Below are 23,049 nucleotides of genomic sequence, written 5' to 3' on the forward strand. Positions count from 1 at the left end.
GTAGCCGGTGATGTGACTGCTAGCCCATTTAAGTAAATCTGAGCGACATCGGTCAAGGGTCGAACCCGAACCGTGCTCAGGCGACCACGCGCACTCAGATCGACCGAGGGCACTTTCGAAGGTAGCAGGAGCTCTATCCGGATCGGTCTACCGAATCGCCTTGCTACGAGGCATTCCGGAGTTCGGGTCGAGTACTTGGCGTCGGGATGCATTGGTAATTCTGGCCGTTCACCCTGTCACCGCTTTGACATTCTCAGCAAGAGCACATCGACCGCTGCTGGGCAAACTTTTCGCACCAACGAAACATGTGGAACGCCAGTATCATTCGCGATGCTCGTTACATTTTGGGCAACTCATCTGGCAGCGCAGAGGTTCTCATTCGAGTTGACTATCCCCCACGGTGATGCCACCATGGCCGCGAACGCACCTCGCTAGGTGAGGCGTCTGTACGGATACAGGCCACTGACCTCAAACGTCGAGAGACGCCCAGGGTCAGGACAGCTCTTCCCGGCTTAAGGGTTGAGCCCAAGTGGCTTTCGGCATACGACTGGATACGCCGTGCAGTGCCAAAACTCTGTCGAGAGGGGTGCCGTCCGGCCGACTCTGCGCTGGTTCGGTAGTCCCGCTGTGCCCACTGCAACGGCATCCCCGTGTGCCCTGGCCGTGAGGAGGTGAGAGCGACATTGAGTACGAGCGATAGTCCCTATCCGAGATCGACGACCATTTCGTTCGAACCCTGCCCCGGCGCCGCCTTCACCCCCTGAATCGGTTCGCCCGCACCGCATCAGCGCTGTCCGAAACGTGGACCTGCGCCGCTTCGGCACGCGACCGTTCTTGTAGGACGGCGTAATTCGTCATGCCCTCTCAAAGGAGAGTCCCCTATGTCTTTCGTGTACGCACTGCCCGAAGATCTCATCGCGACAGCGGCCGATCTGCGCGGTGTCGGCGATACCGTCGCCGCGCAGAGTGCCGCTGCCGCAGCGCCGACCACAGGCGTGATTCCCGCCGCCGCCGACGAGGTCTCCGCCCTGACCGCGGCGCAGTTCGCGCGGCACGCACAGATGTACCAAGCGATCAGTAAGCGCGCCGCGGTGGTGCACGAGATGTTCGTCAAAACCCTGCAGCACAGCGCACAGTCATACGCAGCGACCGATACCGCAAACGTTATCTCGGTCTACTGAAAGGGTTTTGGATAATGGACTACGGATCGATGCCACCAGAGATCAATTCGGCGCGCATGTACGCCGGAGCAGGATCAGGGCCGATGCTGGCCGCTGCGGCGTCCTGGAATTTACTGGCCGCGGAATTGCGTTCGGCGGCAACATCGTTCGAGTGGCTGGTCGCGAGCCTGGCCAGTCAGGGCTGGTGGGGGCCATCCGCATCGGCGATGGCGGCGGCTTCCGAGCCCTACTTTGTATGGCTGAGTGTGACCGCCGAGCAGGCTGAGCAGACCGCGGCACAGGCCTACGCCGCGGCCGAAGCGTATGCCGCGGCCCACGCTATGACGGTGCCGCCGGCGGCGATCGAGACCAACCGCGTGCTGCTGGCATCATTGGTCAAGACCAACGCACTGGGACAGAACACACCGGCGATCGCAGCGACCGAAGCGCGCTACGGACAGATGTGGGCCCAAGACGCGGTGGCGATGTATGGCTACGCCGCGGCTTCCGCCACCGCCACCCAACTGATCCCCTTTGCCGATGCGCCGGAGACCACCAATCAAGACGACGGCACGCAGGCCACCGGCGGTGTGGACCCCACCGACGCCCACGCCCAACTGCCCGATGCGTTACGGAGCCTGGCGTCGCCGGCGGAGGGCTCGCGTCCCACGGATCCGGACTGGCACTGGACGAAGTTCTTCGACGGCCTCTTCGACGGAACGTGGGGCCACGATGACGGGTCGGGTTTGAACATCAATGCCCAGCTGTGGAACACGATCGCCGCAACCGGCATTTTCGACCCCGGTGGCAACATCGAGGGGTTTTCCGGGCTGGCCACGCTCGGGTTTCTCGCGCGCGGGATGGATGGCGGCACAGCCGCCCTGGCCCGCGGCGGGCTCGGGCCCATGCCGGGCATGACCCTGGCATCGACGGCCACTAGTGGGTTGGAGACCGCGGGCCGCGCTGCCGGTGGCAGCGGCTCCCCGGTGGCCGCGGGAGTGGGCCGGGCCACCCTGGTCGGTTCGCTGTCGACGCCACCCAGCTGGGCGGCGGCAACCCCGGCGGGTGCTCCTGCCGCCGGGACGGGGAGCGGCTGGACCGTCGCCCCGGAGAGCCGGTCGATGACCGCCCTGCCTCCCCCGATTCCTCCGGGCGGCGCCGGGCGCAACGGCAGCTACGGTTTGGGCACGCCGCGCTATGGCGTCAAGCTGACCGTGATGCCGCGGCCCGTCGGGGTCGGTTAGCCGGCCCGGTTGTCGCGCCCAGCCAATCGGACCACGCTGAGGGACCACCACCAGGCCGCACGGCCGGCATCAACGACAAAGCATCTGGGCGCTCTCGGCGCGGGCGGCACCGTTAACAGCAGTCACATTGTTAACATCGGCCCGTGCCTGACTCTCCGCGGACTTCCCGCCCTGCCAACCACGTTTCCCGACGTGACGCGCTGCGGTACGCATCCGCTGCTGCCCTCACCGGGCTGGGCGCAGCGTCCGTCGCCACGCCGGCGGCTTCGGCTGCGGCGCCCACGTTGATCGACTACGCCATGCGCCAGATTCCGGCGCACGACATCCGGGCCGCGGGCCACGCCGGCGTCATCAACTACGTGTCGACGTCGCGGCCCGGCTCCAATTTCGGCGCCAAGCCGATCACCCGGCCCTATGCCGAGTCGCTGACTGCAGCGGGGCTGGTGATCGTCAGCAACTTCCAGTACGGCAAGCCCGGCGGGACGGCCCCGTCGGACTTCACCCGGGGATACCCCGGCGGAGTCGCTGACGCGCGCACCGCCTGGCAACTGCACAGCGCAGCCGGCGGCGGCCAAAGTGCGCCGATCTTCTTCAGCGTCGACGACGACATCGACCGCAACACCTGGAACGCCGTGGCACTGCAGTGGTTTCGCGGAATCAATTCGGTACTGGGAGTGCAGCGCACCGGCGTCTACGGGGGCGTGAACGTGTGCCAGTGGGCGGCTGCCGACGGGGTCATCGGGGTCTCCCGCACACCCGGTAAGCGGTGGGCCTGGCAGACCCGATCCTGGTCACGTGGTCAGGTCGACCCCGGGGCGGTGCTCTACCAACGGATTGTGAGTACCGCCTCGAACCCGGGCCCGATCGTCGGCGGGATCGAAGTCGACGTCAACGACGTCCTGGCCCAGGACTGCGGCCAGTGGAATCTACATCCGTGAGGTCGTGCGACCGATCAGGATTTGCTGGACAAGAAGAGTGCCAGGGTAAGCATCACGACACACGCGAGGCACGTGTAGACGCCCAGAGATGCTGACGCCATAAGTGGGCTCCTGTCTGCAAAGACTTGGTTGGTCTTGATTCGTTGAGGCCGATCTACGCCCAGCTGCGTAGCTGGACGGCCGTGCCGCGATCGCCACTAAGCTAGCCGCCCACCTGCGCCGTCGTCAACAAGACCGGCGCTGCGCCGCCCGATCAGGACCGACTGAGCTCAGCCGCCTTGACCGTCTCCCATTCCTCGTCGGCGATCAGGTTTCGCCAGTCGACCGGCAGGGAGTCCAGCGCGTCCTCGATGCAGAACCACACCGATTCCAGCGGCGAGGCGCCCGGGGCAGCGGCGGTGATCCGGCTCTCCACGTCGTAGTTCGGGGCGTGCGGTGCATCGCTGAACGGTGCGAGCGCATTGATCGCGTCCATGACGTAACGCCGCAACTCGGCGTAGGGCCGGCCACGCAGCTCCTCGGGCAGGATGGGCCTGCCGAAGATGTAGTCCTGGGCGGCATGGCCGTAGGGCACTTCGAGCTTGTGCGGCAACGGCTCCTCGGGCAACCCGCCCGCGAAGTACACCGGCACGATCGGCATGGACATCTCGATCGCCATGTCCAGCAGTGTCGACGTCAGTCGCTCGACCCGCTGGCCCGAACTCACGCTGCGAGTCCCGTCGGCGTGCACCATGACCGACACTCCGAAGGCTGCACTCTCCCGCTTGAGCGCGTCGACCAACCCGAAGAACTCTTGGGGCTGCTGCTGGTCGAAATAGCGGAGATGGCCCAGCTCCTTGCCCGCCGCCGCGTCAATCATTCGCAGCAGGTTGCCGACCCAGCCGGTCTCGTGCTTGGCGTGGCCGATGGTGACGACTTTCGTGCCGGTCAGCCACGATCCGATAGTGGTGCCCAACAGCGATTCGACCTGCACCTGGTGATTGGCCAGCAGCAACACCGGCCGACCGCGCACGGCCGCCATCGCGGCCGGATCGGTGACCACAACGTGGCGCACGTAGCGCGACAACACCGCCCCCAGGGCCAGCTCGCCGAACCAGCCGTCCGGCATCCCCGCGCTCTCGGTCCACCAAGCTCGGACCGGCTCCCAGTCCGTTACCGATGACGCGCTCGCGCGGCACGCTCCCGGCCCGAGCTTCTCGACGTCGACCGTGATGCGCTCCAGCGGCAGCGCGGGGCAGCTCACCTGACCGCCGATGATCTGAACCCGGTCGGGGTGGACCGCGTTGTGGACTGCATCCGCGACCGCTTCCTTGGTGACGATGTCGAACATCAGCGAATCGCCTTGACTGTCGGTGCCGTACACGGCCTGCAACGTGCCCTTGAACCAGTCGAGGGTCGCCATTCGGGCAGTGTTGAGCTCAAGGACGCCGCGCCCGAGACGCTCGCTCAGCGATAGGCCCGGGACCGCCTGCCGGTCACCCATGAAGGCGCGCCGTTCAGGGCCGCCGACTTCGGCCAGCGGCCCCTTGCTCAGCAGAAATTCGGCCATCCGGATACGCGCCCAAGGTTTTCCGGCGACGCTGAGCCACAGGTCAAAGGTCGGCATGCGGCCTTCGGCGTCGTCGAAGCCCACGAATCGCACTTCGACATCCACGGTTCCCGCCACAGGCGTGTCGGAGTAGAACCGGGCCGAGAGGATGCGGCGCGGGAACCCGACATCGGGATCGCCGGCGTCGGCATACGACGCGGGGTCGGCGGTGTCGGTGGTCCACACACTCATCGCGGTGTGCGGTACGACGTGCAACGCGCCGTCCAACAGTCCCGGCTGCAGTTCGCCGGCCGGCACGGCACAACGGTCGATCGCCAGGGTTCCGGTTGAGCCGTTGCGGCCGATCCGGGCACCATCGGTCAGGGTCGCGAATGCCGGACCGTGAAACACCGTTCCGTCATAGGGGTCGGCGTAGGGCACCGCCCCTTCCAGGGGGGCGGGCGGCTCCGGTTCACCGGTGTACTGCGCGGCGGTGACGACAACGGCGTGTGCGTGAATCTCCCAGCGGGACAACTCGGCTCGCGGCGCATCACGCCAGACCTCGAGGCGTCCCTGGAAGCGCCCGGTCTCCTGCGTCTGCTCCAGCACGACCCGCAGCTGCTTCGGCGAGTCGACCACGACCCACCGAACCATCTGGACGTCGGTGATCTCGACGACCTTGGCTCCGCCGGAGGCCCGGGCCGCCGCCTGCGCGAACAGGTCCATGACCGACATCATCGGCAGCGACGGGATGACGTAGGTCGGGCAGTGATCGACGATCCAGGAGTCGTTGATCGGATCGAGCGCGACGTCCATCGTGGTCGTCGCACCCACGGTGTTCTGCACTGCGGCAGCGGTATCCGCGGGTGCCGCCGACGCCGCGGGGGGTGCGACTGCGGCGGGCAGGGAAGTCGATGTGGATGTAGTGATGGCGCCGGCATCGGCCGGGGACTGCCGTTCCCCCGTGCCGGCGACGATGCGCATGCCCAGGTTGCTCGCGGTGTAGATGCGCTTGCCGTCCACCCACAGCGATGCCTCGGCCACCGCGAGGATGCCGGCGTCCTCGCGGACGATCCGGGTGATCTCTACCTGTGCGGCGATCTGCTTGTTGGTGGGGATGATCTGGCCGCGATACCGCCAGGTCATGGCGTCGTGCAGGGCAGCCGGCTCGAAGCGGGCCGCCGGGCCGGCTTCCTTACCGAGTCCGAGGTCGAGCATCCCGAATTGCAGGAGCTGCAAAAGCATTTCGATGCCCAGCGATCCCGGTTGGACGGGGTCGCCGAAGAAGTGCGCCTTGAAGTACCACTCGCCGGGGTTGACGTCTTTGACGCCGCGCCACTGGCCCAATCCGGCGGCGCCGCCGGTGGGCCAGCGTCCGGTGACCCGGTCGACCATCAGCAGCATCGGGTCCGCCAACCGCGCTCCGGCGCCGAAGAATTCGGCAGGCTGCGTGGTCAAATCGACCAGGGGCGCCTCGCACGGCTGCGCGAGCGAGGCACGTTGAGAGTCGCTGACCGGGAGACCTACCTGGTTCTGCAGCGCTTCGCGTTTGAAGTAGCCGAACACGGTGTCGAAGGTGTAGACCGGTCCGTCGTCGGCAATGATCTCCCCGTCGAAGCCGACGATGATGGTTCCCGCGGCCTTGGCGAGGCTCTTGAGCTTCACCTTGATTCGTAGCGTTCCGGTCGCCGGGGTCACCTCACGGTGTTGGGTTCCCGTCCCGTCCAGGTTGCGGAAGAACAGGTCCGCCTCACCATCCAGCGGGCAGCCCACGTAGCTGGCCAGCCAGCCGCAGGGCTGCAGCGCGACCTCCATCAGCACCGCGTTGGGCATCGTCTCGTGGCCGTTGGCCGCGCCGTTCTCGGCGAAGTACCAGGCGTCGGCCGGGACGTCGTACTCCACGACGACTTCAGCGCCGGCCTTCATCACGCCGGTCTCACCGACCAGCTCGGTGACCCGAGACATGAAGTGATACGGCGGACCGGGCAGCCGGGCCGCCTTGCGGGGCGAATCGAACTTCTCGAACAGCGGCCCAAAGGCCATGGACGGCTTGGCGATCGCACTGGCGAGCATCGCCTGGTAGTCGTAGCGGAATCCGTTGGCCTCGGCGACCTGCTTGGGCTCGACGTAGCCTTCGAGCTCTTTGGCGCCGGAGTCCATCGGCCATCCCGGTGACAGCTTCAGGCCCATCCGCTCGCAGTGGAAGGCGGGCAATCCGTCGACGGTGCAGAGCAGGTCGGCGAAGAGCGTCGGCTCGGGTCCGGCGATCACCTCGCGAACGAACACTTCGTAGACCACCTCACGCGACTGCGGTGTGACCTGACCCCGGCAACGCAGCTTGTAGGTCTCGAAGGGAACCGGTTCGAAGCGCCAGCCGTCGCAGTCGATCGTCATGCCCAGGGCGGTCATGTAGATCGCCATGGTCTGCATGGTCGCCTCGTACATCAGGGTGCCCGGCATGCAGGGGTCGTTCTTGAAATGGCCGGCGAAGAAGCAGTTCTCCGGCGTGACGGGCGCGACGGCTCGCAGGTAGCCGCGGCCCCACGGCCCACCGGTGAAGTCCAGATCCGTCACTTCGTCGACGAAGAGCATGTCGCCGGCGTGGATGCTGGGGGTGCGGGTGTGGCTGCCGGCGCGCTCGAAGCCCTCGCCGAACGTCTGCCAGATCTCACCGGCGGCCATCGCCTCCAGGTCGGCACGCTGCAGTGAGGTGCGCGACGTCTGGGCCGGCGTCTGCTCCATCGGCCCGCTGACGGTCTGTTCCTCGGGGCGCCACAAGATCCCGCCGGATGCGGCCAACTCCTCGTCGGTGAAGAACCCGGCCTGGCCGTTACGCATCGACATCCGCTCGACGCCGTCGATCGTGCAGTCGTAGTGAAAGAAGAACAGCCGCACATCGCCTTGGCGGGCGTGGCCGTCCACATGGATGTCGAAGCGCAGGGTGTCGCCGATCTCGGGCAGGCCACCGAGGTAGGTGACCTCGCAGCCGAGCAACCGGTAGACCCGCTCGCTCTTGTTGAGCAGATCCGCGCCCATCCAGGAGATGAGCATCAGATCGGCCTGCCCACTTTCGATCATGATGCCGGCGGGCATCCGATCCTGCTGGAGCCACCAGGAGTCGGCGGTGACATCGGTTTCGGTCCACAACGTTCCGGTGCCGTGGCGGGCCGGCTCGGCGTCGATGCCCAGCAGTCGATCCGCCAGCAGCAGTGGCGGTTCGGGCATCCGGACCTGCCGCAGGTACTGGTCCTGCTCGGCGAACGCCGGGCCGAAGATCTCGGAGATGTTGCCCGACGAGTGCACCCGCAGCCCGTCCTTGTCGAGCTTGAGGCCCACCGGTTCACGCTTGACCGTCGGCGCCGGGACCACCTTGTCGGCCGGCTTGACGGGCTGGATCGCCCGGCTTGCGCCCGCGGGCATGGCGGCGGCGGGCATGACGACGGCGGGTGCCGCGGCGGCTGCGGCCTGCGGCTCCGGTCGCGACGGCATCGCCGCGGCCACACCCAACGGCAGCCGGGCCAGCGACTCGGCGACCGGTGCCAGAACCGGAGGCATCGGGAGTTGTGTTGGCATGAATTGCTCCAGTTGATGAGGGGGGTTCGTTCCTGGGGCCGTGACGCGTGGTGGCAGATGGACCGCGGGCAGGTGCGCGGGGAAGTTGAGCCGGATAGGTTTCGCGGCGCCGTTGGCCGCTGGCGGCGCCGTCAGGGCCGCGGCCTGGAGCCCGGTCGCTGACGACACCAAGGTCACCTGCTGTCGCTGGTCGGCCATTCCGGTGAGTTCCACGGCGACGCGCCGTTGCTCGGACGTCCAGGGCTCGCCGTCGGGCCACACTCCGAGCGCTCCGTAGAGCACGCCGGCGGCCACATGCAGCAGTCCCGAAGCGGCGTGCGCGTGACCCAACAGGGCGGAAAGGTTCACCGCACCCGGAACGGTGCCCAGGTGCAGGCATTCGGCGTCCACCTGCTGATCGGGCAGCAGCGTCGCATACACCGGGTTACCGTCACGGCGCGCATCGGCGACGCGCTTGAGCACGAGAACGACGGCGGCGTCCGCGGGTATCTGCTCGTCGGCGTGCAGTAATGCCCGCGCCGCTGCCTGATGCACGGGTTCGCAGCTCAGGTCCACCGCCCCGACCACGGCGGCGTCGATCTCTCCGCGCCGCAATGCCCGCGCGGCCAGCTCAAGGGCGGTGGTGCCCGAGAGCTGTTCCCGCGACACCGTGAAACTGGGTCCCCGTAGATCGAATTGGCTATTGAGACGGTTCGCCACGATGTTGGGCATGGCTCCCACGACGCCCGCGGCGGTCCACCCCGCAACGACGTCGTCGCGAGCCGCGGCGAGCCGGTCGGGCTCGTCGAATTCGTCTGCCAACCGCCAGCGCTGCCCGAACCGGGCGACTTCGGCGTCGCAGCCCATTCCGACGACGACGCTGGTGGTCTCCGGCGGCAAGCTCTTGATCAACTCGCCGATGCCCAGGGCCGCACCGAGCAACGCCAGTTGTTGGGGTTGGGTCTGTTTGAGGTCCGCAGGCGGGAAGCGGGTTTGGGTCAGGTCCAGGCTGACCTCATCCATGCGTGCCCCGCGGGCTCCGTCGGCCATGCCGGTGGGAATCGGCTGGCACGACTTCAAGTGCTCGGCGACTGAGGCCGTTTCGTGTCCGTCGCCGAGCAGGAGGCTCAGGCCGACGATCGCGATCTCCTGCTCGGTCCGGGGTGCGGTGACCGGTGGAGCCGGCGCTGGACCCCGTCCGCCGACCCATTCTTCGAGCAGCAGGTGGGCATTGTTGCCGCCGAAGCCGAAGTTGTTGACCGCGGCCCGACGGGGTCCGTCGCTGTCCCACGGCTCAGCCTCGGTGAGCAGCCGGAATGGCGAGTCGGCGATGAAGGGCAGCGGCTCCTCGGCGTGCAGCGTCGGCGGACGTACCCCGGCACGCATCGCTGCCAGTACTTTGATGGCTCCCGCTGCACCGGACGCCGTGATCGAGTGCCCCAGATTGGATTTCAGCGATCCGATGGGCACGTCTGTCATGCCGGCGAAGATCCGCGCCATGCTCATCAGTTCGGTCAGGTCGCCGCGCGATGTTCCGGTGGCATGGCATTCGATGAGGGAGATGTCACGCGGCTCGAGTCCGGCCATCTCGTAGGCCAAGCGCATCGCGCGTTCTTGGCCGTCCTGGGAGGGCACCAGAAATCCATGTCCCCGACCGTCGTTGCTCAAGCCGACGCCCCGAATGACGCCCAGGATGGTGTCGCCGTCGGCCATCGCATCGTCAAGGCGCCGCAACACCAGGATGGCCGCGCCCTCGGCCGGCACCAGCCCGTCGGCGCCGCTGTGGAACGGTCGTGACCGCCCCGTTCGACTCAGTGCCTGCAGGGCGGTGAAGCCGATGTGCAGCAGCAGATCACTGGCACCGTTGATGCCGCCGGCGAACATGACGTCGGCGGTGCGGTCATGCAAGCGGTCGCAGGCCAGCTTGATGGCATACAGCGACGAAGCGCAGGCGGCGTCGAGCGCTGCGGCGCCGCCGCTCAGACCCAGGGCCTGCGCGATGAGATGCGCCGGCAGCCCGGACATGAAGCGGTTGCGCCAGTCCACCCCGGGTTCGAGGCTGGATCCTTGCCCCCGCCAGACGGTTTCGGCGAGATCCGTCATCTTCTTTGTTGGGTAACTCAGGTTTCCCAGGACGATCCCAGCGGAACCGGGGACCTCACCTGCCCGCCATCCCGCACTGTCCAGGGCTTGTCTGGCCGCCTCGATTCCCCACCGGTAGAGCGGGTCCAGGCCGGCGAGGTCGTCAGCGTCGAGGAACAATCCGCGGGGATCGAATACGTCATCGAAGCCGCGGACGTAGCCGCCGCGGTCCGACCAGGTGTGGTCGAGTTCGGGTACGTCCGCCGGGGAACACAGGACGCGTGCCGGGGATACACCCCAGTAATCCGGGCCGGGCGAGCCCAGTGCGTCGCAGCCGTCGTGCACCGTTGTCCAGAGTTCACCCGCGTTCAGTCCCCCGGGTAGGACACAGCCCTGCCCGACGATCGCGATGGGATCAAACTTCACTTCGAATCAGCCGCCGTCGAGTCAGCCGCCGTAGGGATACAACTCGAGTCGTTTGAGACTGATTACCAGCTGGTTGTCGGCGTCTACCAGATCAAGGTCGCAGACGGCACGGCTGGTCTTGGCGTCCCCGCCGGTGAGCACGCACCGCAGGCCCGCACCCAGCGCTCCGGATCGGTAGCGGACGATCTCGCCCACCCGCAGCGGAAGGACATTGCGGCCGAGCAGCTCGTAGCTCCAGACCAGTGCCGCCTGCAGGCATCCGTCGACGGCGGCCGGGTCAGTCGCCCAGCCCTCCCCCGCCCAGCCCACGGTCGTCAATCCGGACAGGTAGGCCGTCGCGGCGGTCTCGGCGCAGTCCACGCCGTCGAGCACCCGGAATGCGGAGCCGTGGAACAGTGCCCCACCGGTGTAGCAGGCGTCGCGGTCAATCCTGCGATTGCCCGGCGCCGGCACCGGGGCGCTGGCGACCGCGGCTGCGCCCGAACGCATCTCGAGTTTGGCCGAGTAGTAGACGGTCGAGTCTTCGATGTCGGAGAGCGTTACCGTCAGCAGTTCGGGCCGATCGTCGACGGGCACGCACCGCACCAGCAGGGGGTTGCCGTGCTTCTCGAACTCGTAGAGCGTCACACCGCGCAGCACCTTGAGGTCGAGCACCCGATCCACGTGGTGGCCGGGCCGGCATGCCTCGGCCATCCGGATGAACCATTCGAGTGCCTGCACGACGGGCAACACGACATTGCCCTGGACCCGGTGGTCCAGCAGGTAGGGCTGCTGGGTCACATGTGCGAGCACCCGGGCGACCCGGCCTTCAGGCGGGATCGGGTGCGTAGGCAGTCCGGCCAGTACGCCGTCGCCGAGGGTCACCTCGGAGGTTCCGGCGTCACCGTCCAGTACCTCGGCGGTGAACGCGCGCGCGCCGTCGGCCAGCGGGATCAAGGAGATGCCACGGGACTCGAACATCGCCTTGAGACCGGGTGTCACCATTCCGGAATCCCAAGGGCCCCAACCCAGCGCCCGCACCAAGCAGGATGGCCCGCGGCGTGCCTGCTCCGCCAGGGCCACCTTGTTGAGGATCTCATTGGCCATGGCGTAGTCGCTCTGCCCGACGTTTCCGCTGCGCGCGGCCACCGACGAAAACAGGCAGATCACCTTGAGCGCGTCGTTGGCCGTGGCATCCAGCAGCGCGCAGGCGCCGCCGACCTTGGTCTCGAAGACCCGGTCGAACCCGTCGAGGGTCTTCTTGTGCAGCGGCGCATCGGCCAGCACGCCGGCGCCGTGCACCAGGCCGGTGATGGGGCCGAACTCGTTTCGCACGCTGTCCAGCAACGCACCCAGCTGCGCGGTGTCCCGGACGTCGGCGGCGGCGTAGCGGACGCGGGAGCCGGCCGCGGTCAGCGCGGCCAAGGTGGCTCGCACCTCGCGGTCGGCCAGGATCCGCTGCGCCTGCTGCTCCAGCTGCTTCGGTGTGACCTTGAGGCCTTGCGCCGCAGCGCTGGCGAGCAGCGCCCGCTTGAGTTCCGCATCGGTGGTCAGGCCCTGGGCTTCCGGCGGTTCGTCGCTGAGTTCGGTGCGCCCGATCAACACGAACGCCGCCTGCGTCTGCTGTGCCAGAGCGATCACCGAACCGGCGGTCACTCCGCGGGCACCCCCGGAGACCACGATGACGTCTTGCTGGCCGATGCGTTGCGTGCGGGTGCTCACCTGCTGTGCACCCGCGACGACTGTGGTTCGCCCGTGCGAACTACCGAGGCCCACTTCGAGTTCCACTCCGCCCGCCAGAACTTCGTCGGCGATCTGCTCGGCGACGACTTGCGGGGAACGGTGGCCGACGGCGACGTCGATTGCCTTGACCTGTGCGCTGGTCCATTCCTGCGCAGCCGTCTTGGCCAGCGCGCCGATACCACCCGACCAAGCCCGCAGGCCGGGATCGGTGAGCAGACCGAACGTGCCACCGGTGTCTTGAACCGTGACGAAGACGCCGCCCTGTTCCGCGAATTGCGCGGCGACGCGCTGTGCGTCGGCGAACAGCACCCGGTTGACGGCAAGCGCCTCAGCACGAGTGGTGATTGGCCGCAGTCCGCCCAGGTGAATGACCGCCTCGGCGTCGGCACTGGGCTGGGCCACGATCGCCGCGCGAATGCCGTGGGTGCGCAGAACTGCGGCCAGGGCCTCGGCCGTCGCAGTCAGCCCGTCCTGTGCTGCCTCGGCCGTCACGATCTCGACGGTCCTGGCGGCATACAGGCCGGGCATGCCCATTCCGCTCACCGGAGCGGCGGTGGCGCGTACCGCGTAACGCGCCACCTCCGCTCCGGTTAACTCAAAAGGGGCGCGATCACCTGCCGACAATCCGTTGGGCACCACCAGATCCGGTGGTGATGAACCCATCAGTGATTGCAGGTAGTCGACGATCTCCTGCAGCGTCACCAACGCCGCCATCGTCGCGGTCTCCACCTCAGGCAACGACGGAACCCGGTCCTGCACCGCCGACAAGATCTCAACCCGCTTAATCGAGTCGATCCCCAGATCCGCCTCAAGCGCCATCGACAGATCCAGCATCTCCACCGGATAACCAGTCTTGTCAGCAACCACCGCCAACATGTCCCCGACCAAATCCACACCCGCAACCGCGGCCGGCGCGGGCGCAACAGCCACCGGAGCAACCGGAGCGGCCGGCGCGGGCGCAGCAGCCGGCGCAGGCGCGGCCGCAACAGGCGCAGCCGCCGGACCCATCAACGACTGCAGGTAGTCAACGATCTCCTGCAGCGTCACCAACGCCGCCATCGTCGCGGTCTCCACCTCAGGCAACGACGGAACCCGGTCCTGCACCGCCGACAAGATCTCAACCCGCTTAATCGAGTCGATCCCCAGATCCGCCTCAAGCGCCATCGACAGATCCAGCATCTCCACCGGATAACCAGTCTTGTCAGCAACCACCGCCAACATGTCCCCGACCAAATCCACACCCGCAACCGCGGCCGGCGCGGGCGCAACAGCCACCGGAGCAACCGGAGCGGCCGGCGCCGGCGCCGGCGCAACAACCGACGCCGGCGCGGCCGCAACAGGCGCAGCCGCCGGACCCATCAACGACTGCAGGTAGTCAACGATCTCCTGCAGCGTCACCAACGCCGCCATCGTCGCGGTCTCCACCTCAGGCAACGACGGAACCCGGTCCTGCACCGCCGACAAGATCTCAACCCGCTTAATCGAGTCGATCCCCAGATCCGCCTCAAGCGCCATCGACAGATCCAGCATCTCCACCGGATAACCAGTCTTGTCAGCAACCACCGCCAACATGTCCCCGACCAAATCCACACCCGCAGCCGCGGCCGGCGCGGGCGCAACAGCCACCGGAGCAACCGGAGCGACAGCAACAGGGGCCGGAGCAGGCGGCGCCGGCATCGTCGCGACCGCAGCAGCAGCGGCCACCGGCGCCGGTGCTACCGGTACCGGTGCCGGTGCCGGGGGTGCGCTGACGGGGGCCGGCGGAACCGCAGGCGGCGCAGGCATGGCCGGCGCCGGCGGCGGCGGCGGCGCGACCACCGGCGGTGCCGGAGTGGCCGCCACGCCATAGGGGGCTACCGGCTGAGCCGGCACCACTGTGGTGCCGGCCGGGAAAGCCAACTGGTTGACCGGCATCGGCGCCATCCCGGTGCTGGAGACCAGGGTCTGCAGCAGGCCCTGCAGGTGGGCGATGGTCTGCTGCATGCTGCCCAGCGCACCGACCATGTGCGTCACCATCTCGGCTCCGGGACCGGACATCAGCGGCGAGGTCACCATCGGAACGGCGGCGGCCTGGACCGGCACCGGGACGTGCGTCGGGACGTGTGCTGGCAACCCGTTCGCCGCGGGAACGGTTGGATGAGCTGCTGTCATGGGGGGCTCCGATACGGTCGCGTGGCCGTTGTGGTCACTGCGGGGGGTGGATTTCTCAGATCTTTCGGATATCTCAAATTCTTCCGATACCTCAGCGGACCGCTGCACCGGCTCGTCGTTGATGTCAGGTCGGCCGAAGTTGGTGCCGTTGAGCTTCATCGTCAGCTTGGGGGCAGGACGGGTTCGCGGATCGTCACCGTGGCGGTAGTCGGCCCACAGGGCTTCGAAGTTCATCGGAACGCCGGCGGCCACCAGCTGGGCCAAGCCCATCCACAGCGATCGAATCCCATTCCTGCCCTTGGCATCCAGGGAGACTGCGACGTGGTCCTGGCCGGTCAGGCACTTGCCGACGAGGTTGGTGAGCACGCTGCCGGGGCCGACCTCGACAAAGGTTCGGGCGCCAGCGGACCACATCGCCTGAACCTGCTCGACGAACCGCACGGGCTGCGCGATCTGGTTGGCCAGCGTGGCCTGCATCTGCTCGGCGCTGCCGACGTACGGCTGGGCTGTTGCGTTGGCGTAAACGGGCACCTGCGGCACCCCGAACGGAATGCCCGCCAGGTACGAGCCGAACGGGGCCGCTGCCGAACTGACGATCTCGGAGTGGAACGCCGTGGCGACGTCGAGGAGGCGCGCATTCATGCCCGCTGCGCTGAACCGCTGTGCGGCATCGGCGATCGCCGCACTGTCGCCCGAGAGCACGACTTGGTTGGGGGCGTTGTGGTTGGCGATGACCACCGACAGGCCCCACTCACCGAGAAGCCTGCTGACCTGCTCGGCCGGCGCGGTCACGGCGCACATCGCGCCGTCGCTGCTGGCGGCGGCCTGGGCCATCAGCGCACCGCGCGCGCGTGCGATGAGCAGCGCGACGTCGTCACTGATCACTCCCGCCGCGCACAGCGCGCTGACCTCGCCGAAGCTGTGGCCGCCGACGGCGACCGGCGCGATGCCCAGCGAGCGCACTATCGACAGCAGGCTGAGGCTGTGTGCACCGATGCCCGGCTGCGCCCATTCCGTCTTGGTCAGCTCGGCGGCCTGAGCCGCGCGGTCTTCCTCGCTGAACGCCGTTTTAGGCCAGACGACATCGTGCAGGTCGCGGTCTGCGTTGAGCAGGCCGGCACGCGCGAGTTCCCAAGGCGCCAAGGCGGGTTCGTAGAGTTGCGGGATGTCGGCACCCATGCCGACGTACTGGCTGCCCTGTCCGGGAAACAGCAGCGCGACCGGGCCGGCTTGTTGGCAGGAGTAGTAGTAGCCCTTGGGCGAGCTGAATGACGTCTCCCCGCTGGCGGTTTGCAGCTTGGCGGCGGCTTCGGTGAGCATCGTGCGCAGGCCCTCGACGCTGTTGGCGACGACTGCGAGGCGGTGCGGGGGGGTGGCGTCATATGCCGATTGCGTGCTGCGCGCGAGGTAGCCGAGCAGGTCCGGGGAGTCGACCAGCGAGGCGGCCAGCTCCCCAGCCTGCGCGGCCAGCGCTGCCGCGGATTCCGCGCCGAGAACCACGAGCTCGGAGTCCCACGAGCGGTAGCGTGGCGCGTGCTTCCCGGCGCCGGCGTACTCCTCGAGCGTGATGTGGAAGTTCGTACCGCCGAAGCCGAACGCGCTGACCGAGGCGCGGCGCGGCACATTCTGGTCGGCGATCCACGGCTTGGTCTGCGTCGACAGGTAGAACGGCGACGATTCGATCTCGAGCCCGGGGTTGGGACGGTCGATCTTGATGGTCGGCGGGAGGGTCTTGTGGTGCAGTGCCATCACGGTCTTGAACAGCCCGCAAGCCCCGGCAGCTCCCTTGGTGTGCCCGACCTGAGACTTGACCGAACCGACGGCGCACCATTGCCGGTCGGTCCGGCCGGACTCGTCGAACACCCGGCGCAGGGCGGTGAACTCGGCGACGTCGCCGGCTTTGGTGCCGGTGCCGTGGGCTTCGACGAGGCCGACCGTCTCCGGTCCGTAGCCGGCGGCTTCGTAGGCGCGGCGCAGGGCCTTGGCCTGCCCATCGGGACTGGGGGCGTAGATGCTCTTGGCCCGGCCATCCGAGGAGGTGCCGATGCCGCGGATCACGGCGTAGATCCGGTCGCCGTCGCGCTCCGCGTCGTCGAGGCGCTTGAGCGCCAGCATGGACAAACCCTCGCCGAGCATGGTGCCGTCCGACTGGTCGGAGAACGGACGGCAGTCGCCGGTGCGCGACAGCGCGGTGACCTTGGCGAAGCACATGAACATGAAGATGTCGTTGAAGGCGTCGACGCCGCCGGCGATCACCATGTCGGCCTCGCGCAGGTACAGCTCGTGCAGTGCGATCTCGATAGCGGCCAGCGAACTGGCGCATGCGGCGTCGACAACGCAGTTCGTTCCGCCGAGGTCAAACCGGTTGGCGATGCGCCCGGCGATGACGTTGCCAAGCAGGCCGGGGAAGGTGTTCTCCTGCCACGGGGTGTAGCCCGACGCGACGCGCTCGCTGAACGCGGTGAGCTCGTGGTCGGAGAGGCCTGCGGCGCGCAGGCCGCGTTCCCAGATCGGCCGATGCAGCCGACCGCTCATGTAGCCGGACATCTCGGTTCCGCCGGACGAACCCAGCACGACGCTGACACGTTCGCGGTCGATACCGGAGATGTCGCCGCCGGCGTAGTCCTCCAGCACTTGCTGCGCGACCCGCAGCGCCAGCAGCTGGGCGGTGTCGGTCGCGGGCACGACGTTCGGCGGAATGCCGAAGTCCATCGGCGAGAAGTCGACGGTGGGCAAGAACCCCCCGCGACGGGCGTATACCTTGTCGGGCGTGCGAGGATCTGCGTCGAAATAGTCGTCGATCCGCCAGTGCGACTCCGGTATGTCGGAGAACAGGTCCGCGCCCTCGACGATGTTGCGCCAGAATCGCTCGGCTTCTTCGGACCCGGGAAACAGCGCGCTGACGCCGACCACTGCGACAGGTGGATGTTTGGCTACCACAGGTCTCCTTAAGAACAGCCTTGACGCAAAGCATCGAAAGCCTAAGTTTCGCCATCAGAGACGGTGAATTGCAGCTGGGGGTCCGCTGATCATCCCGATGGCCAGACGCTGCCGGGACAATATCAGAGTGTTGCCGCCATCACACATCGAAGACGTCCGCCCTGAGCTGGGCGTACATTACAGTCGTCCGCCCAAATGTCACGACAGTGGGCCGGTGAACTGCTAGAAATCGCGCAACCGGCGCGTGGCGCCGAGCGGTCAGACTGCCAGCGGTCGGGGCCTGTAGGCGAATGCGTCGGACGGGACGGGCACCCCGCAGGAGCGCGCCGCACTGGCGCGGGTCACGTGGGCGGCACCTTCAAGCAAGTTAAGGGCGACCTGGACGGCCTGGCGATTCTCGCACGCCTCCAGGTGGCTGCCCGCAACCCAGCTGTTGAACGCGCCCATGGCCGGGCCGCACCAGATCTGGTAATCCAGCACTCGCTCGGGAATCCCGCTGATGGCCCACCGGCTCGACTGCCCCAGATACCAGCGGAAGACCAGTGCCATCTGGTATTTCGGGTCCCTGGAGGCGAGTTCGAGGACCGCCGGGTCACGCAGTTGCCAGTACCGCTGAGTGTCCGCCCATACCTCGGCGACGGAGGTGCCCAGGATCTTCTCCAGCTCGGGGCCGTGCTTGGCGACCACGCTGGCCAGGTCAGGGTTGCCCGCGTACCACTCGTAGAGCTTCTTGCCGCGCGGGGCGAACATCGTTCCCCGTTTGAGTACCTGCAGGTTGACGCCCATTTCGAACATGTCCGAGGCGGGGGCCATCATGACGTCCGCGATGCCGGCCTTGGCGAGCATGGCGCGCCCGGGCGCTGAAAGGCCCGACTCCACGCAGGCCTGGTTGACGGTCCCGGTCAGCACGTAGGCCGCGCCCATCGCGAAGGCGCCGGCGACGGCCTGCGGTGCGCCCAGGCCGCCCGCAGCACCCACCCGCACCCGGCAGTTCAGCTGGTGCTGCTGGGCCAGCGAGTCGCGCAGCATGACGATCTCGGAGAAAAGCGCCGGCAGCGGGCGGTTGTCGGTATGCCCGCCGCTGTCGGATTCGACGGTGATGTCCTCGGCCACCGGAACATACCGAGACAGGTCGGCTTCGCGCTGGGTCAGCTTTCCGGCCGCTACCAATGCGGACACCAGCGCCGCCGGCGCCGGCTCCATGAACATGCGCGCCACCTCGGGCCGCGACACCTTGGCCATCACGTGGTTGCGGCGCACGATGTTGCCGGCCGGATCGGTGTCCAGTCCCGACAGTGCGTAGTGCACCACCGCGGGGGTCAGCTTCATGAATGCCGACGCCTCGACGACGGGAACGCCGCGCGCGATGAAGAGTTCGGCGACGCGTGTCTCCAGGGAGGCCTCGTTGGGCGAGTGGATCAGGTTGGCTCCCCAGGCGAGACCGGGCCGGCCGGCCAAAGCCGCCTGAATCTCGGCCAGCCCCCGCTCCACCGCCTCGTAGGAGAGCCCGCCCGCACCGAAGAAGCCCATCATTCCGGCCTCGGCCATCGCGATGACCAGCGCCGGCGTCGCGATGCCGTTGGCCATCGCACCGGTGACATAGGGGAAGCGGACGCCGTGCGCCTCACAGAATTCGCGGTCTCCCAGCCACTCGGGGTAGATCGCGGGCAGGGTTCCTTCCAGGGCGAACTCCGATTCCCCGGCCCCGACCAACTCACCGCCCCGGGCCAGGCCAAGCATCCCGGTGGCCGTTTCGCGCACCACGTGCAGGGGGGTGCGTACGTCGCCGATGATATCGGCGATGTCCTGCGGGGCGAACGCGGCGGACGCGGCGATGGGGCGCCAACCCAGGCCCAAGCTCGCGCCGGTCTGCTGATCCAGTACTACGCCAGGTCGCTCGTTCACAGTCGGTTCCTCTCGATCACCGGTGCTGTGAGCGCTCGCGCCGAGGGGCCCTGCGCACGAACCGGAGAAAACGATGAGAGTTTCTCATGGACCGCGATGGCGGGGAGTCTCCCCACCGTCAAACGGGTATACGGCTGCCATGCGGCGCCAGCGGCGGCGCCCGTGGACGGAGGAATCGTTGCCGTGGGTCAACTACCGATGGCGCCCCTGCCGCGCCGACGTTCCGGGCTGCGGCAGATCACCGACGGTCTCGGCAAGCTCGACGCCGAAGTCTTCGAGGCAATCGCCCACTCGCCCAGCCGACTACTCGACACCACCATGCCAGTCCTTACCCGCGCCGCCGACCACTCCAAGCTGTGGCTGGCTCTGGCAGCCGCCATGGCCGCGACCGGGGGCCCGGCAACTCAGCGGGGCGCCGCGCGCGGAGTGGCCAGCCTGGCACTGACCAGCTTGGTGACCAACCAAGTGATCAAACGGATCCGACCACGCGCACGCCCCAACATCCTGCTGGTGCCCCTGCTGCGCCGCGCCCACCGGCTACCGCTGTCGAACTCGCTGCCATCCGGACACTCCGCGAGCGCGGCGGCGTTCGCCACCGGAGTGGGCCTGGAGAACCCGCTGCTGGGACTGCCCGTCGCGGGTCTGGCCGGCCTGGTCGGTCTGTCCCGCGTCGCCACCGGCGTCCACTATCCCGGGGACGTACTCGCCGGATTGGGCATCGGTGCGTCGATCGCGGTGGCCGGGGCAAGGCTAGTGCCGCCGATAGCCTCCCCGCCCACGCCCCACACCACGGCCCTGCGTGTCCCCGCCCCCGCACGTCCCGACGGCAAGCGCGTGACGTTGGTGGTCAATCCCGAGTCCGGCGACGGGCGCTCGGCAGTGGTCGCGGCGCAGGTGCGCGAAGCACTACCGGCCATCACCATCGTCGAGGTCGGGCCCGAGGACGATCTGGCCGAATCGTTGCGCCGCGCCGCCCGTTCCGCCGAGGTGCTCGCGATCGTCGGCGGCGACGGCTCGGTCGCAACAGCCGCGCACGTGGCGGTGGAACACGACCTGCCGCTGGCGGTGTTTCCCGGCGGCACGTTGAACCACTTCGCCAAGGACATCGGCTGCGACACCACCGCAAAGACCATCCGGGCCATCGCCGACGGCAGCTTGTCGCGGGTGGACGTGGTGCGGTTCAACGACGAGACAACCATCATCAATACGGCAAGCATCGGCGCCTATCCGACGTTCGTGCGCCGCCGGGAACGGTTGCAGGGCAAGCTCGGAAAGCCCGTAGCCAGCGCGTACGCCATGCTGATGACGTTGCGTCGTGAACGGCCGGTGCGCATCTCCTACGACAACAAGATCCTGCAGACGTCGCTGTTCTTCCTCGGCAACTCGGCCTATCAGCCCGACGGCTTCGCGCCGGCCGTACGGCACCGGATGGACGACGGGTTGTTGGATGTGCGGATCCTGGAGACCGGCCGGCCGTGGTCCACGTTGCGCATCCTGGCGGCACTGCTGACCGGACGGCTGCAACGCAGTCGGCTCTACCACGAGTTGCGGGTTCCGCAGTTCCGCTTTACCGCAGTCGACGGACCGGTGCCGATCGCCCACGACGGAGAGGTCGATACCCCTTGTGCGGAGGCCGAATTCACTGCGTGCTACCGCGCATTACAGGTGTTCAGGCCCCTGCCCTCGGGCTCACGGTAGCGACGTGGCCGGTCATCTCGGCGGACGCAGAACTTTCATCGCGGCCCGTAGCACCGGCGCGGGGATGCGGTCTTGCATCGCAAGCGCGCCGGCGGCGGCCCTGGTACGCAGCGGTGTGCCACGACCGAACATCCGGTTCAGCGGTCCACCGGACGGCTCGATCTCGACGTGCAGCGGCGGGGTACCGACCGCGGCGCCCAGAGCCTGCGCGATCACCATCCGCTGAATCTCGCTGGTGCCTTCGAAGATGGTGTACAGCTTGGCGTCTCGATACCACTTCTCCACCGGATGGTCGGTGATGTATCCCCAGCCGCCCAGGGTCTGCACGGCCCGCTCGGTGACCCGCACTGCGACTTCGCTGGCGGCCAGCTTGGCCATCGATCCCTCGCCGCGACTGAATCCGATCCCGTTGGCCGCCATCCAGGAGGCCCGCCAGGTCAGCAGCCGCGCTGCGTCGATCGCGGTGGCCAGCTCCGCCAACGGGAACGCAATGCCCTGGTTGTCGATGATCGGACCGCCGAATGCCTCCCGCCGGGTGGCGTAATCGGTCGCATATTCCAGTGCGGCACGGGCGATGCCGATTGCCTGCGCGGCGACCATCGGCCGGGTCTGCTCGAAGGTCCCCAAGGTCGCGGAGCCGGATATTGGTGCACCGGCGAGCATTTCGCGGGCCTTGGCGAGTTTGTGCTCGAGTTTGTCCGGCCCACCAAGCAGGTTCTCGGACGGGATGCGGACGCGCTCGAATCGCAGTTCGGCGGTGTGGGAAGCCCGGCAACCGAGCTTGTCGAGTTTGCGGACCATGTCCAGCCCGGGCGTGCCACCCGGCACGATGAACAAGGCCTGGCCGCGGTGGCCCAGTTCCGGGTCGACGACGGCGTTGACCACATGCACATTCGCGATACCGCCGTTGCCGATCCACATCTTGTGGCCGTCGATGATCCAGTCGTCGCCGTCGCGTCGGGCGGTGGTGCGTAAGTTGCGAACATCGCTACCGCCTTCGGGCTCCGATATCGCCAGTGCTGCGAGTTTGAGATCACCTGGCGTGCCGAAGCATTCAGGCGCCCATTGCAGCATCTGTTCGGCGGTGGCGGCCTGGCCGATCGCCGAGAGGGCCAATGCCGGCATCACGATCGCCAGTCCGATTCCGGCACAGCCCCAGAACAACTCTTCCATGAACATCGGCAACGACAACCCCGTCGAATCGCCGATCAGATCGCGGTAGAACAGTGGGCTGTAGAAGCCCTGCGCGGCAGCCTCTTCGAGCACCGGCCACGGGAAGTCTTGCCGCTGGTCATAGTCGAGTGCGACCGGCCGAATGACCGATTCGGCGAACTGATGAGCCCGGCGGGCCAGGTCATGCTGTGCCGTGGTCGGCGTGAGGTCGAAGGCCATCGCAGGGTCCTTGCCGTCCTTGCGGCCCGCTGTAGCCGCCCGAACACCTGGAATTGCCGCTCCATCGCCGGGTCAAACGCCGGTGATCAGCCCGCTATCGAATCGCGGGCATCGAGCACCGCCAGGTTCGCCGCCGCGCGGCCAGCGCCCCATCCGGCGCCGTAGGAGACCGCCACCGAGCGGGGCACCGTCGCCGGGAAGAGCCGTTGGGTGAGTTCTTCAGCGGCCCGATTGTTGGCCGCCAACACGGGGAGCAGTCGGCCGTCACGCTTGGCCCCGCAGTCTGCCGAAGGCGTCCGACACATTCCCTC

General features: G+C 67.7%; 9 protein-coding genes and 1 riboswitch. Of the genes, 4 read left to right on the forward strand and 5 right to left on the reverse strand.

Features of this window, described 5'->3' with window-relative positions; translation table 11 throughout:
• Positions 1-420: 420 nt before the first annotated feature.
• Positions 421-593, forward strand: a riboswitch (M-box (ykoK) riboswitch).
• A gap of 288 nt (positions 594-881) precedes the next feature.
• The 3 genes from MJO54_RS23140 (at position 882) to MJO54_RS23150 (ending at position 3,342) form a co-directional block, all read left to right on the forward strand.
• The gene (locus MJO54_RS23140) at positions 882-1,181 is read left to right on the forward strand and encodes a PE family protein (RefSeq protein ID WP_046284595.1); all 300 of its coding nucleotides are present in this window, start codon (positions 882-884) and stop codon (positions 1,179-1,181) included.
• Between the two features lie 14 nt (positions 1,182-1,195).
• Positions 1,196-2,404, forward strand: a complete 1,209-nt coding sequence (locus MJO54_RS23145; protein WP_046284596.1) for a PPE family protein — start codon at positions 1,196-1,198, stop codon at positions 2,402-2,404.
• 143 nt (positions 2,405-2,547) lie between these two features.
• Positions 2,548-3,342 (forward strand): DUF1906 domain-containing protein, encoded by a 795-nt coding sequence (locus tag MJO54_RS23150; RefSeq protein ID WP_240175467.1) that lies wholly within the window; start codon positions 2,548-2,550, stop codon positions 3,340-3,342.
• 253 nt (positions 3,343-3,595) lie between these two features.
• On the opposite strand, the gene MJO54_RS23155 is transcribed toward MJO54_RS23150, so the two are convergent.
• From MJO54_RS23155 to MJO54_RS23165, 3 genes are all read right to left on the reverse strand, one after another.
• Complete coding sequence (locus tag MJO54_RS23155; protein WP_240175468.1) at positions 3,596-10,930, reverse strand: beta-ketoacyl synthase N-terminal-like domain-containing protein; 7,335 nt, start codon at positions 10,928-10,930, stop codon at positions 3,596-3,598.
• Between the two features lie 21 nt (positions 10,931-10,951).
• Positions 10,952-17,743 (reverse strand): type I polyketide synthase, encoded by a 6,792-nt coding sequence (locus tag MJO54_RS23160; protein ID WP_240175469.1) that lies wholly within the window; start codon positions 17,741-17,743, stop codon positions 10,952-10,954.
• A 258-nt stretch (positions 17,744-18,001) separates the two neighbouring features.
• Positions 18,002-19,648, reverse strand: coding sequence for a PfaD family polyunsaturated fatty acid/polyketide biosynthesis protein (locus tag MJO54_RS23165; protein ID WP_234821634.1), 1,647 nt, complete (start codon positions 19,646-19,648; stop codon positions 18,002-18,004).
• 198 nt (positions 19,649-19,846) lie between these two features.
• On the opposite strand from MJO54_RS23165, the gene MJO54_RS23170 reads away from it, so the two are divergent.
• Complete coding sequence (locus MJO54_RS23170) at positions 19,847-21,346, forward strand: bifunctional phosphatase PAP2/diacylglycerol kinase family protein (protein WP_105295828.1); 1,500 nt, start codon at positions 19,847-19,849, stop codon at positions 21,344-21,346.
• Positions 21,347-21,358: 12 nt separating this feature from the next.
• Here MJO54_RS23170 and MJO54_RS23175 read toward each other — a convergent pair whose 3' ends face one another.
• On the reverse strand, positions 21,359-22,738 hold the full coding sequence (locus tag MJO54_RS23175) for an acyl-CoA dehydrogenase family protein (RefSeq protein ID WP_046286299.1): 1,380 nt from the start codon (positions 22,736-22,738) through the stop codon (positions 21,359-21,361).
• An 86-nt stretch (positions 22,739-22,824) separates the two neighbouring features.
• Complete coding sequence (locus MJO54_RS23180) at positions 22,825-22,986, reverse strand: hypothetical protein (RefSeq protein WP_233428634.1); 162 nt, start codon at positions 22,984-22,986, stop codon at positions 22,825-22,827.
• Between the last annotated feature and the right edge of the window lie 63 nt (positions 22,987-23,049).

Origin of the sequence: Mycolicibacter virginiensis (assembly GCF_022374935.2) — a bacterium.
GTDB lineage: Bacteria > Actinomycetota > Actinomycetes > Mycobacteriales > Mycobacteriaceae > Mycobacterium > Mycobacterium virginiense.